Raw genomic sequence first — 16,845 nt, 5'->3', positions numbered from 1 at the left:
TGGGCCGGAATGAACCTGGGAGACGGGCCCACCGTCGTCGACGACGCCGTTCATCGCGACGTCGCGGTGCGACTGGACGGGGTATCGAAGGTATTCGCCGGCCGCCGGGAGGTGGTTCACGCCCTGAGCGATGTCGATCTGTCCGTTCCCACCGGACAGTTCCTGTCGGTCGTCGGCCCTTCCGGATGCGGCAAGTCGACGTTGCTGCGGATCATCGGGGGCCTGGAGGAAGCCACCTCGGGTTCGGTCCGCCTCGGCTCGTCGGCCGCTGAGCAGCACCAGGCGCGGGTGGCCTTCGTGTTCCAGGACAACGGGCTGTTCCCGTGGCTCACGGCGACACAGAATGTGCAGTTCGGGTTGCGAATGGCGGGAGTCGGCAAGAAGGAACGCGCCGAACGGGCCGCGCACTGGCTCAGTCGCGTCGGCCTGCACGCCTTCGCCGACTCGTACCCGGACCGGCTCTCCGGTGGCATGCGGCAGCGTCTTTCGCTCGCCCGCGCTTTCGTCACCGAGCCCGACATCCTGCTGATGGACGAGCCGATGGGCGCGCTCGATGCGCAGACCCGGTCGCTCATCCAGGAGGATCTGATCCAGTTGTGGGAGCAGAACCGCAGGACGGTTGTCATGGTCACCCACTCCATCGACGAGGCGCTCCTGCTCGGCGACCGGGTGCTGGTGATGAGCAGGCGACCGGCGGAAATCACGTCGGACATCACGGTCGATCTCGATCGCCCACGCGGCATGGCCACCACGGCGTCACCGCGGTTCGTCGAACTCAAGCTCTCCCTGTGGGAGTCCCTGCGCAACGAGGTTGCGGCGAGCATGCAGGACCCGGTGTGAGCGATACCCGCTCCCTACCCCCCGTGAGCGCGACATCCGGACCCGCGCAGCGCCGGCGTGCGACCGGCACGAACGAGACGGCGGAGATCGCCCGGATCGCCCGCCGCGACCGGCGCAAGCGTGGCCGGGACGTACTTCTCGGCATCGCGACGCCGGTGGTGCTCGTCCTGGCCTGGCAACTGACGACGTCTCTCGGCCTGGTTGATCCGGTGATCTTCACGCCGCCCACCCAGATCATGTCGGCCGCGGGCGACCTGCTCGCCGACGGCACTCTCGAACAGGACGTCATGGCCACCCTGGTCCGCCTCGGGGTCGGTTACCTGGTCGGCGCCGCCGGCGGCATCGTCGTCGGTCTCGCGCTGGGCCTGTCCCGTCCGCTGCGGGCGGCGTTCTCGCCGTTGTTCGCGGCCCTGTACGCCATTCCTCAGATCGCCCTGCTGCCGCTGCTCCTGGTGATCTTCGGAATCGGCGAGCTGCCGAAGATCCTGACGGTGGTCGCCGTCACCTTCTTCGTCATGGAGATCAACACGATCTCCGGGATCCGCGACCTGGACCCGCGGCTGCTCGAGGCCGGCCGGGCCTACGGCGCCACCGGCTGGCGCCAACTGGTCCACGTCCTGCTGCCCGGATGTCTCCCGTCGGTGTTCACCGGGCTGCGGGTGGCCATCGCATTGGCACTGGTGGCGATCACCGCCACCGAGATGGTGGCCTCGGACGACGGGCTCGGGTATCTGGTCTGGAACTCCTGGCAGTTGTTCCAGCCGCCCAACATGTATGTCGGGCTGGTGGCCATCGCGCTGCTCGGCGCCGTGTCCACCGGTGTCGTCCTCCTGGCCGAACGCGTGGCACTGCCGTGGTCGACCCGCCACTGAGGCGGCCCCCTCTCATCCGACACAAGGACACAAGGACACAAAACCGCAGGAGAAGGAGCTCATCCGTGCGTGTTCGTCATCCACTGCTCACCGGCGGGATCATCGCCATCGCTGCCGCGGCGCTGGTGGCCTGCGGCAGCAGCGCTCCGTCCGCCTCGGCCCCCGCGCAACCGAGCGACACGACGGTCGACGTGGCCTACGTGCCCGCGTCGCTGTTCGCGCCGCTGTACGTGGCGATGAGCAAGGGTTACTTCACGCAGCGCCACATCGACGTCCACCTGACGACGGTGGCGGCGGGGCAGGACGCCATCGCGCTCGCGGCGAGCAACAAGGTGCAGGCGGTGCTCGCGGGCTTCTCCGCGGGCATGTTCAACGGCATCAACTCGGGGCTGGACGTCAAGGTGGTCGGCTCGATGGCCGGCGAACCGAGCGGGCAGGCCGCCGACGGTCTCGTGGTCTCCTCGCAGATGGCGGGCACGGTGAAGACCCCCGCCGATCTCCGGGGCAAGAAGATCGGGGTCAGCGGCGGACCGGGTGCCGCAGGCGGCTATCTGCTGGCCGAGGCGCTGGCGCCCTACCACCTGACGCTCAAGGACGTCACGCCGGTGAACCTCCCGCTGCCGGAGCAGGCGGCCGCACTCAAGTCCGGAGGGGTCGCGGCGGCTCTGATGTCCAGCCCGTTCCTGTCCGACGCGGTCAGCTCCGGAACCGGCAAGCTGATCGCGAGCGCCCAGCCGGGCACCTCCGTGACCGGCGTCATCTACGGGGACGCCTTCGCCAAGTCCCCCGCCGCACAACCGTTCTTCGACGCTCTCGCCCAGGGCGCGCAGGACCTGCAGGGTGCCCAGGCCAAGGCGACCCCCAACCTGGAGATCGAGGCGAAGGCCATCGGACAGAAGCTGAGCGTGCTGCAGCAGCAGCCCGCTGACGTGTTCGATCCCCGCCTCGCCCCGCCCGTCGCCACGCTCGACTCGATGCAGCAGGTGTTCCAGCAGGCGGGCCTGCTGAACTACAGCACGCCGCTGCCGAGCTCCCGCTACGTCGACAACACCTACTCGGCCAACGTCCCCAAGACCTGACGACCGAAGCCCGCACCGCCGACGTCAGCGAGCCCGGAGCCGGCGGTGCAGGCGCAGTTCGGCCCGGCAGCCGCGACGTGGACACATGTCGCTGTCGGATGCGCTTCAAATCCGCGATATGTGTCCATGTCGCGGGGTAGCGTCCCCCGGGTGCGGCGTGCAGACGGTAGTGCCGGCGATGTCGACTATCACGTGATCGGCTCCGGCTACAGCGACTACCGCCGCCCGGATCCGGAGATCGCCGCAGTCCTGCACGACGCGCTCGGAGCGGCGACCACGGTGCTGAACGTGGGCGCCGGCGCCGGTTCCTACGAGCCCACCGATCGGCAGGTCACCGCCGTCGAGCCGGCGGCATCGATGCGTGCCCAGCGCCCGGCCGACCGTCCGCCGGCGCTGGATGCGACGGCCGAGGATCTGCCGTTCGCCGACGGCGCCTTCGACGCGGCGATGGCGGTCCAGACCGTGCACCAGTGGACCGACCTGGCCCGGGGCCTGGCCGAGCTCCGACGGGTCACCCGCGGCCCCGTTGCCGTGCTGACCTCGGATCCGGTCCTGCTGCCCCGGTTCTGGCTGAACCGTTACGCACCCGAGGCGATCGACGTCGAGGCCCGACGCGACCCGCCGCTCGACGCCATCACCGCCGGTCTCGGCGGGCGGTGCACCGTCACCCCGGTCCCGATTCCGCTGCACTGCGTCGACGGGTTCTGCGAGGCCTACTACGGCCGTCCGGAACGACTGCTCGACCCGGGAGCGCGGCGGGCCATGTCGACCTGGACCTTCGTACCGCCCGCGGTCCACGAGCGGTTCGAGCACGACCTGGGGCGGGACCTGGCCGAGGGTCGCTGGGACGCCGATCACGGGCACCTGCGCACCCAGGCCCACTTCCTCGGCTCACTCGTCATGGTCGTCTCCCACCGGCCCTGACTACGGGGCTGTGGCGTCGAGCGCGGCAGGGTCGGCGCCACCTTGCAGCCAGCGGCGGAGCAGTTCCTTGCGGACCTTCCCCATGGAGTTGCGCGGCAGTGCGGGCACGGCTTCGACCCGGCTGGGTTGGTACCACTCGGTCATGCCCAGCTCGTCGAGGTACTTCCGCAGATCGGCGATGGAGGGCGGCGCGGCGCGGGTGACGATGACGGCGCAGGCCAGCTCGCCGCCGCCGCCGTCCGGATAACCGACGAGCGCCACGTCGTCGATGTCCGGGTGTCCCAGCAGCGCCGTCTCGACATCGTTGACGGGGATCATGAACGCGCCCCCGATCCGGTCGGCGGCCCGCCCGAGCAGCTGGATTCCGCCACGACCGTCCGGGACGGCCAGGTCGCCCGTGTCGTACCAGCCGTCGTCGTGCTCGGCGATGACGGTCACCTCGCCGCTGTCCCGGCCCACGGTGGCCAGGCACACTGGGGCTCCCCGGATGAACAGCCGCGCGGCCTGCTCTGCGGTGGCGCTGCCCTCGTGCCGCAGGTCGAGCTCCACTCCGGGAATCGGTCGGCCGACGCTGTGGGCGATCCAGTCGGCGGGATCATCGCGCCGGATGAACGTACAAGATCCAGCCGTCTCGGTCATTCCCCACGCCGTTCGCAGGGGCAGCCCGAAAACCGACTGCACGTCCTCGATCAGAGGGCCCGGGGTCAGCGTCCCGAAGGACACGACCGTGCCGAGGGCCGGCAACGGCGTGGGCCGGCTGCGCAACTCCGCGATCAGCGCGGACAGCGTGACCGGCACTCCGCCCAGCAGGCTGACCGCGTTCTCCGTCATCAGATCCACTGCCGTTTCCGGCTCCCACGTGTCCAGTAGGACCGTGCGCCCGCCCACGAGCAGGGGCACCAGGATGGAGAGACCGGTGCCTGCGATATGGGTCAGTGCGCCCGAACTGAGGAACACATCCGCCGACCCGTATCCGTCCTCGGACGTCGGGGCGGAGTAGGCGGCGTACAGGGTGTTCAGGGTGTGCAGCGCCGCTTTCGGCTCCCCCGTGGTGCCGGAGGTGAACAGCACCAGGCCGACCCGGTCCGGATCCGCGGACAACCCGCCGAGAGCTGTGGCGTGAGTGCGTTCCCACGGAATGTTCTGAAAGTGCTCGACGAAATCAATCTCGTCGTCCGAGGCATCACCGAGCACCACCCGATGGCGCAGGTCAGGCAGCCGTGGCGCGAACTCGGCCAGCGCCGACGCGTGCTCGAAGCCGTCCCACCGGTCGATGCTGATGAAGACGCCGGCCTGCAGCCGGCGCAGTACCCGCTCCAGCTCGCGCGGGCGAATGCTCGTGATGATCGGCGCGAACACGGCCCCGATCCGGGCGCACGCCAACAGGAGCACGTTCACCTGCCAGCGGTTGGGCAGTTGGAGCGCGACCACCTGCCCCGGGCGGATCCCCAGTTCGTACAAGGCACCGGCGAACCGTTCGACGTGGTCGGCGTACTGCCGGTACGTCAGCCGCTCGACGCCGGTACCCATCTGTTGAGCAACGATGGCGATCGCCTCGGGGGACTCGTCCCGCCACCGCGTCAGGTCGTCGAGAACAGTGCCCTCCCGCCAGACCTGCGACTCGCGGAACCGGCGGACCGTCGAATCCGGCGGCCGCAACGTCAAGGCCTCCCGGAAACCGGCCTCGTTCACCACGCTCGGCACGTCATTCACCCGTGGTTCATTCATATCCGACTCACACCTCTCACCTCTTCGCAGGCGCCTCATTCAACCATGATCAGCATTGCTACCACAGTTTCACAATTCGGCGAAAAGCGAGAAAGTAGACAATCAATACTCAGCATCCGGGCCGTGCCGCCGGCGCTCCTCGGGGCACCGTCAAGTGTGTTGCCGCGTGGCGGTGCAGGTGCTGAGATGCACGGGTGATGTCGTCTGCGCAGCTCCGGTGGTGGTCGCCTACCGGGCGACCGTGAGCTTGCGCTGTTCTCGGCTGCCGTAGGGGCCGAGGACTGACGTATCCCTCCCGGATCTTCGGATCCCGGCCCGAGGCGGCTGGTGTCCCGAAACCGGAAGGACCACCTGATGTTCCGCTCTACGTCGCTCCCACCACTGGATTCGCCTGCCGCTCGGGCGGCCTCGGGTCTGTGGCCGACCGTGCTCGCCGCGCTGCTCCGCGGCGAGGATCTGCCGGCGCTGCGCGCGGAACAGGTGATGGACGAGATCATCGCGGGCACGGCCACCCCCGCCCAGATCGCCGCGTTCGCCGTGCTGCTGCGGGCGAAGGGAGAAACCGCCGACGAGATCGCCGGGTTGACGACCTCCCTGATGCGCAACGCCACCCCGGTTCGTCTCGAGGGGACGGCCGTGGACGTCGTGGGCACCGGGGGCGAGGAGCCGACACGGTGAACATCTCGACGATGGCAGCCCTGGTGGTGGCAGGCACGGGCCGGCGCGTGGTCAAACACGGCGGCCGCGGCGCGTCGTCGACATGCGGCACCGCCGATGTCCTCGAAGAGCTCGGGATACGCATCGGACTGCGAGCGGACGGCGTCGCGCGCACGGTCACGACCAGCGGGATCGGGTTCTGCTTCGCGCCCGTCTTCCAGCCCGGCCTCGCCCACACCTCCGCACCGCGCCGTCAGATCGGTGTGCCCACCGTGTTCAACCTGCTCGGGCCCCTCGTCAACCCGGCGCGACCGGTCGCCTCCCTGATCGGCTGCGCCGACAGCACCAAGGCTCCGTTGCTGGCCCGGGTGTTCGCCGACCGTGGCGTCACCGCACTGGTCGTCCGCGGCGACGACGGCCTCGACGAGCTCACCACGACGACGACCTCGACGATGTGGGTCGCCGGCGGTTCACAGGTCGCCCGCGTGCGGATCGACCCGTCGGCTCTCGGGATACCGGCCGCGCCCGCCGGTGCCCTGCGCGGGGGCGACCGCGTCCACAACGCCGGGGTCGTCCGCGACGTCCTGGCGGGCAAACCCGGCCCGGTCCGGGATGCGGTGCTGCTCAACGCCGCCGCCGCGATCGTGGCCCATGACGTCGCCGACGGTCGTCATCTCCCCGACGCCGTTCGCGGTGCGCTCCCAGCGGCACTCGACGCCGCAGCACGGTCCGTCGACTCCGGCGCCGCAACCCGCACCCTCGGGCACTGGGCGGCCACCAGCAACGCCGACGAGGCCGGCGATGATCAACGATCTACGCTCGGGACGTGATTCTGCGTGCGCCTGCGGACCGTGAGGGCGCCGTGGTCGAGACGCTGCTGCCGGGCGTCAGCCTCGACGGTGCCGCGGTCGTTCACAGCGGTTCCCACGACGTCGTTCTGCTCCCCGGCGTCGCGGCCGTGCGGATAGCCAGGAGCGCACCGGCTGTCGAGTACCTTCCCCGCCGAACAGCCCTGCTCGGAGAGCTCGCCAAGACCGGGCTCCCGTTCGACACCCCGGTTCCGCTCGGTCCGGTCGTCTCCACGCCGGACTGGACCGCCGTCGCCGTGTCGTGGGTCCCCGGCCGGCACGCACCGCCCGGCACCGGTGATCCCGCGACCCTTCGGGATGTTCTCGACGCACTTGCCGCGGTCGACCTCGAACCGCTGGTCGAGCTTCTCGACGTCCCCCACGCCTATGCCGGCCGGGAACGGTGGGAGGAACTGATACTCGCCGAAGCCGTCCCGCGGCTGCCACCGCGCTTGCGCGCCTCCGCAGTGCGGCGCGTCGAGGCGGTGCTGGCACTCGACCCCGTTCCGCCCCGGCTCGTCCACGGCGACCTCTGTGGCGAGAACATGCACTGGTCGCCCGACGGCCACGTCATCGGCGTCATCGACTGGGACCTCGCCCATGCCTTCGACCCCGCCATCGACGTCGCCTGCCTGGCCCACTCGCACGGCTGGCCAACCCTTGCGAAGACGGTCGATGACGCCACGTACGCCAGGGCCCGAACCTGGTACGGCACCTTTGCACTGGAGCAGATCGTCAAGTACCTCCTCGACGACGCCGACCCCGTAGCGATGACCGAGTGCACCGGGCGCGTCGTCCGCTGGATGGACTCCGACGGCCCGGGCTGAGGACGGTCCCGGACAGCCGGTCAATCCGGGTTGACCCGGACTTGTGGAGCGCGAACCGGGGAACGTCCGGATTCCGGGGGTGGGGATGCCCACCGACACTGGCCGCCGTGATCGAAGCGGGGGCGCGGGTCCGGGCGGGACCAGCGGTGCGGGCGGCAGTGGTGTTCGTCGGTGCGGTCGTCGTGGGCGGGGTGGCCGGGTACGCGCTCGTCGAACTGACCGGGGTGGGCAGCGTGCGCTGGGCCAGCACGCAGCTCGCCGACCTCGCCTCCGCCGCCGGGGCGCTGGGTGCAGGTCTGCTGGCCGGATGCCTGCTGCTCCCCCGCGACGGCTCGGCGTTCCTGGTCCGCGTGCCGGACGGTCCCGGCGCCGGGTGGCCTGGTCCGCGGTCCGGCGCGGCGACGCTCGTCGCGGCGCCACTGCTGCTGCTCGTCGCAGAGGCGGTCCGGTCGGGGCACTACTACTTCTTCCCGGCACAGCTGTCGGGCATGGTCACCGATCCAGGCATCCTGCTCACCTCGTACGCGCTGTACACGGCCGGACTGGTGCTGATGGTCCCGGCATCGCTCGCGCTGGCCGGGCTGATCGGCCGGGAGCAGCCGGGCTGGGCGTTCTGGGGCGCCACCACCGCGGTCGTGGGCTGCTGCGTCCGCATCTTCCAGGAGGGAATCAGCTTCCTCGCGCTGCAACTCGTCGGCGTGCAGGGGCTGGGGGCCGCGACCGCCGCTGTCGCTGACACCTACGGCGCCTGGTACGTGCTCGTCCCCCTCAACGGCACCGACAACGTCGCGTGGGGCGTGCTGGCGATCGGCGCCTACCGGGCCCGGGTGCTCGGCTGGGTGCCCGCGCTCGCCGTGGCGTTCATGCTGACCCACTACAGCGGGGTGCTGAAGGGCACCGACCTCAACTCGCTGACCGGCGCGGTCCTCCTGGCCGCCGCACTCGTCCCGGTGGGCGTGGCGCTGTGGCGCAACGCCCCGCCGGTCTCCCGGTGGGTGTGGTGGGGCGGTATCGCGTCGGTGGTGCTCCTCGCCGCGCAGTATCTCTTTGCCGTGCTCAGCGGGTTCCAGACTCTCGGCTGAGCGGGGGCGAGAATTCTTGCCCGGGTTGTGTTCGGCGAAACCGCCCACCCGAGAATATCCGACCAAAGAATGATTCCCGTCCTGGTCCGGGCCCGTACGGTCGCGTGCGAGCTCCGGGGGGAACATGCCGCAACAGCGAGTGAGCCGGACGGTGACGTGGGGACTGTTCGTCGCCTGGGCGATCCACGACGCGGAGGAGCTCATAGCGATCCCCCGCTGGGTCGCGGGCGCGCATCCCCGGCTGAAGCAGAGGCTTCCCGCTGTGCCGGACCACGTGTGGCGACGCCTGTCCGGGAGCCAGGCCCACACGGCGCTGGCCATCGGCCTCATGGGCGGTCTCATCGCGGCGGCATCGGTGGCGGGCGACCGCAGCAACGGTCGCAGCCCCTTCTTCCAGGCCGTACTGACCGGCTTCGGCGCCCACGCCGTCCCGCACCTCACCTCAGCGGTGGTGACCGGCGGATACACCCCAGGACTCCTCACCACGCCGACCGTCGTCGTGCCCTTCTCCTGGTGGGCGTGGCGCGAGCTGCGCAAGGCCGGCGTGGAGAAGGCCGAGATCCCGACGGCCGCTCTCGCGTTCGTCCCGCTGTCGATCGGGGCTGCGCACGCCGTCGCGTCCGGTGCCCTCGCTCTCGGCCGGAGACTGCGCCCCCTCCGGCTCAGCTGACGCCCGTCGTTCCGCGCGCTGGCCAGGGGCCTCGCAGGGCCCGTGGGCACTGCGAGGCCCACAACGGGCGCGCGTCGCGATCGGCCCCGCTGGTCTGCCGATGAGTTGAGCTCGGGGCCGTGGTCTATCTCAGCGACCGCGACGGGTATCGCCGTCGCACCCTCCGGCCCCAAGGGAGACGATCCAGTGATCGCGAACCAGACCCCCGCCGACGAGTACCGCGAGATCGCCGGCCGCTTCACGCAGCTCGTCGAGGCCGTGCCCGACGATGCCACGTGGAGCCGCCGGTCCCCTGTCCCCGAATGGACCGCCCGCGACGTCGTGGGGCACCTCATCGAGTGGTTTCCCGGCTTCCTGGCCGGCGGCGCTGGCGTGACCCTGCCGCAGGGGCCCAGCGTCGACGAGGACCCGGTGTCCGCCTGGCGCACCATGAGCGACGGCGTCCAGGCCGTCCTCGACGACCCCGCCTCGGCCGACAAGAAGCTGGTCGACCGGCACATCGGCGAGGTGGCGCTGCCCATGGCGATCGCGCAGTTCTTCACCAACGACGTCTTCATGCACACGTGGGACCTCGCCCGCGCCACCGGCCAGGACGAGACCCTCGACTCTCAGCGCTGCGCCGCCCTGCTGGAGCAGATGCAGCCCCTCGACGACGTGCTGCGCTCCAGCGGGCAGTACGGGCCGAAGGTCGACGTCCCCGACGACGCCGACGCGCAGATGAGGATGCTCGCCTTCATCGGGCGCAACCCCCTGTGAAGGGCTGCCGCCCGACCCGCGCGCTGGTTCCGGTCCTCGCAGGGCCCGTAGGTGCTGCGAGGACCACAACGGGCGCGCGTCGCGTTCGGCAATGCCGGCCTGCCGATGAGTTCCGGCCGGGCCGCGGGTCTGTTCTGGCGTCGTAACGCGCGGCACGAGACACCACGGAGGACGCCATGACGACCACGCCGAGCAGCCCGACCACGCTGCCCGGCGCCCCGCCCGTCGTCGACCTGGCCACCTGGCAGGCCGCCCGTGACGAGCTCCTGGTCCGCGAGAAGGCCCACACGCGCGAGGGCGACGCCCTCGCCGCGGCCCGCCGCCGGCTGCCGATGGTGGAGCTCGACGGGACGGTCGAGGTCGTGGGACCGGACGGCCCGGTCCCGTTCCTGGACCTGTTCCAGGGTCGCGACGAACTCGTGGTCTACAAGCACATGTGGTTCGACGGAGCGCCGCACCAGGGGCAGTGCGAGGGGTGCACGACCACGGCCTGGCACCTGAAGGACGCCGTCTACCTCAACGCCCGCGGCGTCTCGTTCGCCGTCCTGACCACGGGCCCGTGGGACGAGGTGGCCTCCTACGTCGAGTTCATGGGTTACACCCAGCCCTGGTACTCGGTGCGCGGTGTGGAGGAGCCGGTCGGCGGCAACATGGGTTTCATCACCTGCTTCCTGCACGACGGGGTCCGTGTGTTCCTCACCTACTCCACGACGGGCCGTGGCAACGAGCCGGTCAACGGGTCCATGAGCCTGCTCGACATGACGCCTTACGGCCGCGGCGAGACGTGGGAGGACAAGCCCGAGGACCGGCCCGAGGGGCGTCCGGCGTGCTGGTCGTGGCGCTCGGACGCGGAGGGGAACGCCACCTGGGGCCCGACCAGCCGCCCGGTGCCGCAGTGGACCCGCCCCGGCGCGACCCCCGTGGAGTCCCTGGGCCGGAACGGCCACCACCACTGACGGTGCCGTCTCTTGAGCGACCGTGGCCGACTGTCGTTCGGCGCGCTGGTTGCGGCCCTCGCAGAGCCCATGGGGACTGCGACGGGCATAACGGGCGCGCGTTTGTGGGCGGGAGATTTCCCACGCTCTCTGGCAGCCTGAGGCCATGGCTTTGATCCGAAAGGTCCATGCCGCGTAGGCGACCGGCCCAAGTACGGGCTCGCAACCGTCGTCAGCGACACCCCACGCCGATTCACGGCGTTCCGCTGTCCACCAGCCGCGCTCTCGATCGGCTCGACCGGCCCCACCTTTCGTCCGGCTGGGTCCGCAGCCATCTCCTCACGTGGCGCGACGTAGCTCGAAAACCGTCGGCCCCGCGCCGCCGGAGGCGGCGCACTCGATCGGTCCGGGCACGGTCCGTCGACAGAGAAGCTGGGACGCAACCGGACACGGCCGGACAACAGCGAAACGGCCCCTGTCCTGCGTTTCCGCAGTTCAGGGGCCGTTCGGCCTGGGTGTGGCAGGTGAAGGATTCGAACCTTCGTAGGCTAAGCCGACGGATTTACAGTGCGCTGTCATATCGGCTCTGACCTGCGGTGGAAGGCTGCTCCACCTGTTTGCGTCCGTGCATAGTCCGCGCGGGTTGTTCTTGCCCCTCGCACGCCGGGTCCTTGTGGTGATCTCCTCGCGGCGCGGGCTCGTCCCTGCCAGGCTGAGGGGTGGGGTGCAAGGTACTCAGTCCAGCCTTGCGGCCCACCCCTCAGCCTGGTTGCCGTCTCGGCGCGCCGTGAGGAGATCACCACCCTGCCGCACTCCCCCGATCTCCGAAGCGGTGCCGGGTGTGGGCGGAGCCCGCTTGATCCTCGGTCCCTCGGGGGGCACGATGCAGGGTATGGCGACATCACGAAAGGTCAGTGGGTCGTAAGCATCCACCCCGACAGCAGGGGCGCCACGACATCCGTCCCGCACGGATTCGCGGTCTGCCACGCACGACGTCTTGGGCTCTCGATCGGTTGCAGCGTCCGGAAATCGATTCCCATGGCGTGGCGGGTGCGCTGTATGCCTGGCAGGCATACACCCGCATCCCCCGCGGGCCGCGACGCTGGGATAAGGACCCCTATGACGAGGCCATGGGCGTAAGTGCGCGCACGACCCTGGACGCGGCCATCCATGCTCTTGGACCGCGTCGCGCGGAGCCGCTGCGGAAGGCCGTGGACCGGCTGGACCGCTCGTTCGTCGCCGTGACCGTGCCGGATCCATCTGTGGACTCACGTCACTATTGGTGGCAGCGGCGGGACTGGTTCTGAGTGCTTGACCTGTCATCTGGGGATCTGCGCTAGCTCCAGGGTGGGGCCGGGTAGGCGGGCCGGCGGCCGCCCCGGGCCGGAGGTAGAGGGGTGGACGCCGGGCCGGCGTGGCCGGCCCGCGCCGCCGGAGGCGGCGCGCTTGATCCTGAAGAGAGGGATTCGGCAAGGGCCCGCGCGGGCTACGACGACTACTGATGTCTTTGTACTACGTCAGCCGGCGGGCGCGCTCCATCCCAGGCGGCGTCGCCCACATGTCTGCCTGTCACAACCGCGGCGTCGCCAGCCGGTCCCCCGTGTGGCAGTGCTAACCCGTCGACCCATGTTGCGGCCACACCTGCTACTTCGGCGGGAACACAATCGTAACTCTCAGATCGGTGTGTTTCTCGATCAGGCCAAGCAACTCATCGCCCTCTATAAGCTGCATCGGCTTACCTTCAACGAACTTCTTGCCCGCAGGAGCAACTCGCGAAGTCGTTATCAAGATCCCCTTACTGGCCCTTTCATGATCCATGGCACCTGCCAGGTCTCGTACTGCGTCAACGCCTACGGGCATGGTCCATTTTTTGGCTTGCACGACACATTTAATCACACCAACGGGGTCACGAAAGTAGGCAATACAGTCCACACCCCCATCCTTCGACCGAATAGTGGGATAGGCTTCGTAGCCCATTCGGTTGAACAGGTTAGTTATCACAGCCTCGAACTGCGGAGGAGTGAGATCTATCAGATTATCGCGATCATCAAGCCTCGACAGAACATCCTCCTCTTCAATCAAACGTGGATCGCTCACGTCGAACTCGACAACGAGGGGAATTGGCTTCAATTCAGTTGGCTCATTCGAGACATTTGCCCGAAGGCTCTGCAGTAGCTTGACTGCATCCACCCGCGCGAAGTCGCGGTCAAGAAACGAAACTCTATCTACTCTTAGAGAGATTACAGGTGCCCTAACAAGGCGTCCCGTGATCGGACTAACGCCCTCTACAATACCTTTAAAAGAGATGCGGTCGATGTGTCCAAACTTGTCGACATGGAAGCATTCATACAACGACCGGAGGGTGATCTGAGCGATTAGCTGCTTGTATCGCCTATTGCGGTCCTCCTTTGTCCTACCCTTCGACTCCACCGACTTGCGAACCTTGACATGCACCCATTTCAACGTGTCGGGAATTACGGCCTCCACGCTGGGGAACTGCACCTCGAGCAGGAGTTCCTTCCTGCTCGGAAGGTACCTCAGCGAGAATTCGACATCGAAGCCGTAACGACTTGCACCCAAGGCCCATTTTGCATAGTCCTCCACACTCCTTTGAGTCCCGTTCGAGGCTTCAGCCTGATACTTGCGGATCAATTCATTTTCCGCGCGCGCCGCCGCAAAACGCGCTTCCGCGTCGGCGAGACGCTCGACATACTTCGAATTCTCTTTCTGTGTCCAGTTTGCCCAAACCTTATGCGCAGCGTCGTATTCAGCGCGACCCTTTTCGCACTTCAATTTGTGGCGATTCTCCCACCCGGGAACTGCCCTTGTTAGCACGCTCGGCGTACGAGGAAGATAGTCCTCCAGTACCGGTTCGCGCTCTTTTCTGGGCCCAGGGACGGATGCTGTGTCGGGCACCGGCAGAACTCGCTTATTGTAATCTAGGCTCACTGCTTCTCGCACTCCAACTGCGAGCGTAGACTCAAGCCGCGTAAGATGCGAATCTATCTTCGCATTGCGTTCATGAACGGCTTCTTCTCGCTTTGCGAATTCAGCTTCTTCTTGCAGCTTACGCTGTTCGCGCTCCCACTGCGTCGCCACCTGACGCTCCCCCGTGTCAACTGCCGATCGGCGAGTACGGCTGCTTAGCTCTAGCTATCAAAGCCGGAGACGCACGCCAGAGCGAGCACCTAAATGGATCAGTCAGGATAGATCACCTAAATGGAGTAGTCTGCGACATATCAACGCGCACCGCGGCAACTTCACTCTGCTGGGCGCTTGCACCGAACTACTGAAAGGAATAGGCGATGGGTTGGCGGTCGCAGATCTGGGCACACGCAGCTGATCGCTGGCCAGTGCCGGCGAGCGCCACCCGGGAGCTGGCACGACCCAACCCCACTGCCGAGGTCAACAGCCCTCGATGCAGCGGGACTCGACGTTGCCACGCTCCCGCGGGCGGCCATGTGGTACCACTACGGGATGTCGACGCGATGGCACGGCGCCCCGGTGATCCGCTCGCCCGACGGGGCGGAAACTACGCAACCGAGTTGTCGGGCATCCCGACCCCGGCGGTAACCAGTTCAGTTTCGTCGATCCATCGTGCCAGGACGCTCAGCGCTGCCAAGTATTCCAGCGCAACTTGCGACGGCAGATCCAAGTCCAGCTCATGTGCTACAACGTTCCGAATTCCTGCGGCACAAGCCTGCCCCATCATGTGCAGGCCCCGTTGACGGCTGACCCACGTCGGAGAGGATCTATCGCCCGGCAGGTGCAGCCGAGCGTTACCAGCCTTCGGCTCAGTCATCGGCAAGGCCGCATTTACGAGCGCGTCATCCGACACGTCACGTCGTCCTACCTTGTTTTGCAGATGAGCGTTGATAGATTTCCATGCTTGCTCAACAGCTTGGGCGTAATGCCGGGACTCCCAGAACGTACGGGCCGCATCCCAGACCCAGGGATGGAACGTATCTGCCGGAAGCGTCGGCGAGTCAGGCGCAAGACGGTTCCTCAGATCGTCCAATTCTTTTAGGATCCCGACCGCCGTTTGCGCGGCTGTTCTTGCGCCAGACCAGCCGGAAGTAGCCGTCTTCCTGTAGTCCCCGAGGCCGGGGCGTACAGCATTTAAAATCTCGCGGATGACGGGATCAGACTCTTGTAGCTTCCGTTGAAGCGCCTTGCGCTCAGCCTTATAGGGGTTCGCCAGGGTCAAGCTCTCTTCGGCGAGATCAATAAAGGCGTTGAGCCGCTCAATCATCCACGGCCGGTCCATGTTGTGAATCTACCGGAGACCCCAACGCCCTCCGCTCCGGGGTTCACCGAGGCGCTCGCGACGGCCAGGGCGGAGTCAGAACCCCACTCAGCCGCGCGCGAGAACGACCAGATGCCACACGCCCCACACGAGCGCTTGGTGCTGGACAGGCATAGCCTCGCGCGGCCGGCCCGGGATAGGAAATTCGAACATGCGTTTAGAGACGTATCGTGAGGCCGAAGCATCACTCCCAAAGCGAGGCGATAGCTCCTATGGTCTTGTCGTCGTGGCGCTTCGCCCGCGGCAGACGCCGGCCGTCAGGGTCGGACTTGCGCTCCCAATCGTGAATAGAATACAGGAGCGCCTCAAGCTGGTTCGTGCCAAACTGCGCAATGCTGCGCCAGTCGCGGCCGTCGTGGTCAATGAAGTCGGCGGCCCCGTCGGTTGCGAGTACCGCTCAATTAATCGAATCTCGGTGCAGGGTCGCGGTGAGCGCCCGGTTGGCTGCTGCTGGGTCGGCTTCGGCGATCCAATAACCGCCCTCGACATTACGGGCTTGCCGTTGTGCGCGCTGGAGCCGGACGAGGGCGCCGCGATGCGCGTCGTTGTAGCCATGGCCAGCCCGGAGCTGCGCGAGGTAGTGCGCATGCTCTCTCGTCGCGGCTGTCGAGAGTCGGTTGTCGACCAGCCGTTGCGTTCGGCGGCCAGTGCCGTAGTAGATCGCGCTGTCACCGAGCACATACAGGTCGGCAGCCCTGGGGCGGACCCGTAGGACAGCGACAGTGCTGGATGGGGATGCGCCGGAGCGCAGGTTAAGTTTCGCGGTAGTGCGACCGATCGCGTCCGCCACAGCCTCGGCGATTGGCACTCCCGGCGCCTTAAAGAGTTCGTCAGCGAGATTACGGCCTAGGGTTTCGGCGTATGTGCCGGGCTCGACGTCGACCGGTTCGAATGCGCTCGCGCCATCGAGCATAATAACGGCGTTATCGGTGACAAATACGCGGTCGGCGTTGGTTCCGTCGCCGGCGAGTTGGGCAGTGTGGACCTTCACGGGTTACCAGAGGTGGGGACCGGTGAGGATTTCGCTGCCGGTGACGGTGAGGCCGTCGAGGTGGCAGCGAATGGCGAGACTGAACGACCCGTCACGGGTCTGCTGGTACAGCTCGGGGAGGTGGTGGGCGAGGTAGTGCACGACCCCGCGCGAGCCGGGGCTGTGGATGCCGGCAACGTGGATGATCACGCGGTCTCCGTCTCGGCGGCGGGAAAGGTAGCCGATGTCTCCATATCTGCGGGGTTGCTCGCCAAGCGGTGATCCAAACCGCTCCCCCGTGGTCTTGTCGACGATCCACCAGCGCCCGTCGTCGCGGACCATTCCGAGCCT

14 protein-coding genes and 1 pseudogene are annotated in these 16,845 nt (G+C 67.8%); 10 read left to right on the top strand and 5 right to left on the bottom strand.

Going from position 1 to position 16,845, the window contains the following annotated elements; translation table 11 throughout:
- The first annotated feature begins 9 nt into the window (after window positions 1–9).
- The 4 genes from HF577_RS03840 (at window position 10) to HF577_RS03825 (ending at window position 3,715) form a co-directional block, all read left to right on the top strand.
- A complete protein-coding gene (locus HF577_RS03840) occupies window positions 10–840 on the top strand; it encodes an ABC transporter ATP-binding protein (protein WP_169394314.1) in 831 nt (276 codons plus the stop codon).
- 23 nt (window positions 841–863) lie between these two features.
- Window positions 864–1,712, top strand: coding sequence for an ABC transporter permease (locus HF577_RS03835; protein ID WP_169394313.1), 849 nt, complete (start codon window positions 864–866; stop codon window positions 1,710–1,712).
- Window positions 1,713–1,777: 65 nt separating this feature from the next.
- A complete protein-coding gene (locus HF577_RS03830; protein WP_169394312.1) occupies window positions 1,778–2,791 on the top strand; it encodes an ABC transporter substrate-binding protein in 1,014 nt (337 codons plus the stop codon).
- A gap of 150 nt (window positions 2,792–2,941) precedes the next feature.
- Window positions 2,942–3,715 carry a class I SAM-dependent methyltransferase gene (locus HF577_RS03825; RefSeq protein ID WP_312858926.1) on the top strand — a complete coding sequence of 258 codons (774 nt, stop codon included), beginning with the start codon at window positions 2,942–2,944 and terminating at the stop codon, window positions 3,713–3,715.
- On the opposite strand, the gene HF577_RS03820 is transcribed toward HF577_RS03825, so the two are convergent.
- Window positions 3,716–5,428 (bottom strand): AMP-binding protein, encoded by a 1,713-nt coding sequence (locus HF577_RS03820; RefSeq protein ID WP_169394310.1) that lies wholly within the window; start codon window positions 5,426–5,428, stop codon window positions 3,716–3,718. It abuts the gene before it with no gap.
- A gap of 369 nt (window positions 5,429–5,797) precedes the next feature.
- Between HF577_RS03820 and trpD the strand changes: the two are divergent.
- The 6 genes and pseudogenes from trpD to HF577_RS03790 all read left to right on the top strand — a co-directional run bounded on the left by trpD (window position 5,798) and on the right by HF577_RS03790 (window position 11,239).
- Window positions 5,798–6,930, top strand: a pseudogene (gene trpD, locus HF577_RS03815) (anthranilate phosphoribosyltransferase).
- Window positions 6,927–7,775 (top strand): aminoglycoside phosphotransferase family protein, encoded by an 849-nt coding sequence (locus tag HF577_RS03810; protein WP_169394309.1) that lies wholly within the window; start codon window positions 6,927–6,929, stop codon window positions 7,773–7,775. Before trpD ends, HF577_RS03810 begins: the two are co-directional and overlap by 4 nt.
- A 107-nt stretch (window positions 7,776–7,882) precedes the next feature.
- Window positions 7,883–8,857, top strand: a complete 975-nt coding sequence (locus HF577_RS03805; protein WP_169394308.1) for a hypothetical protein — start codon at window positions 7,883–7,885, stop codon at window positions 8,855–8,857.
- A 151-nt stretch (window positions 8,858–9,008) separates the two neighbouring features.
- Window positions 9,009–9,527, top strand: a complete 519-nt coding sequence (locus tag HF577_RS03800) for an HXXEE domain-containing protein (RefSeq protein WP_169394307.1) — start codon at window positions 9,009–9,011, stop codon at window positions 9,525–9,527.
- Window positions 9,528–9,713: 186 nt separating this feature from the next.
- Window positions 9,714–10,283 (top strand): TIGR03086 family metal-binding protein, encoded by a 570-nt coding sequence (locus tag HF577_RS03795; protein ID WP_169394306.1) that lies wholly within the window; start codon window positions 9,714–9,716, stop codon window positions 10,281–10,283.
- Between the two features lie 176 nt (window positions 10,284–10,459).
- Window positions 10,460–11,239: a DUF899 domain-containing protein gene (locus HF577_RS03790; protein WP_169394305.1), complete on the top strand. Its 780-nt coding sequence runs from the start codon at window positions 10,460–10,462 to the stop codon at window positions 11,237–11,239.
- A 1,623-nt stretch (window positions 11,240–12,862) separates the two neighbouring features.
- Here HF577_RS03790 and HF577_RS39585 read toward each other — a convergent pair.
- From HF577_RS39585 to HF577_RS37315, 4 genes are all read right to left on the bottom strand, one after another.
- Window positions 12,863–14,317, bottom strand: coding sequence for a restriction endonuclease (locus tag HF577_RS39585; RefSeq protein ID WP_169394304.1), 1,455 nt, complete (start codon window positions 14,315–14,317; stop codon window positions 12,863–12,865).
- 433 nt (window positions 14,318–14,750) lie between these two features.
- The gene (locus tag HF577_RS03780) at window positions 14,751–15,485 is read right to left on the bottom strand and encodes a TIGR02391 family protein (protein WP_169394303.1); all 735 of its coding nucleotides are present in this window, start codon (window positions 15,483–15,485) and stop codon (window positions 14,751–14,753) included.
- Window positions 15,486–15,921: 436 nt separating this feature from the next.
- On the bottom strand, window positions 15,922–16,515 hold the full coding sequence (locus tag HF577_RS03775) for a hypothetical protein (RefSeq protein WP_169394302.1): 594 nt from the start codon (window positions 16,513–16,515) through the stop codon (window positions 15,922–15,924).
- 3 nt (window positions 16,516–16,518) lie between these two features.
- Window positions 16,519–16,704 (bottom strand): hypothetical protein, encoded by a 186-nt coding sequence (locus tag HF577_RS37315; RefSeq protein WP_211173749.1) that lies wholly within the window; start codon window positions 16,702–16,704, stop codon window positions 16,519–16,521.
- Window positions 16,705–16,845: the final 141 nt, after the last annotated feature.

The organism is Pseudonocardia xinjiangensis, assembly GCF_012911925.1.
In the GTDB taxonomy this organism is placed as follows: domain Bacteria; phylum Actinomycetota; class Actinomycetes; order Mycobacteriales; family Pseudonocardiaceae; genus Pseudonocardia; species Pseudonocardia xinjiangensis.
Note: the sequence above shows the minus strand (reverse complement) of the source record. Positions and strands in the feature narration are given on the sequence as shown.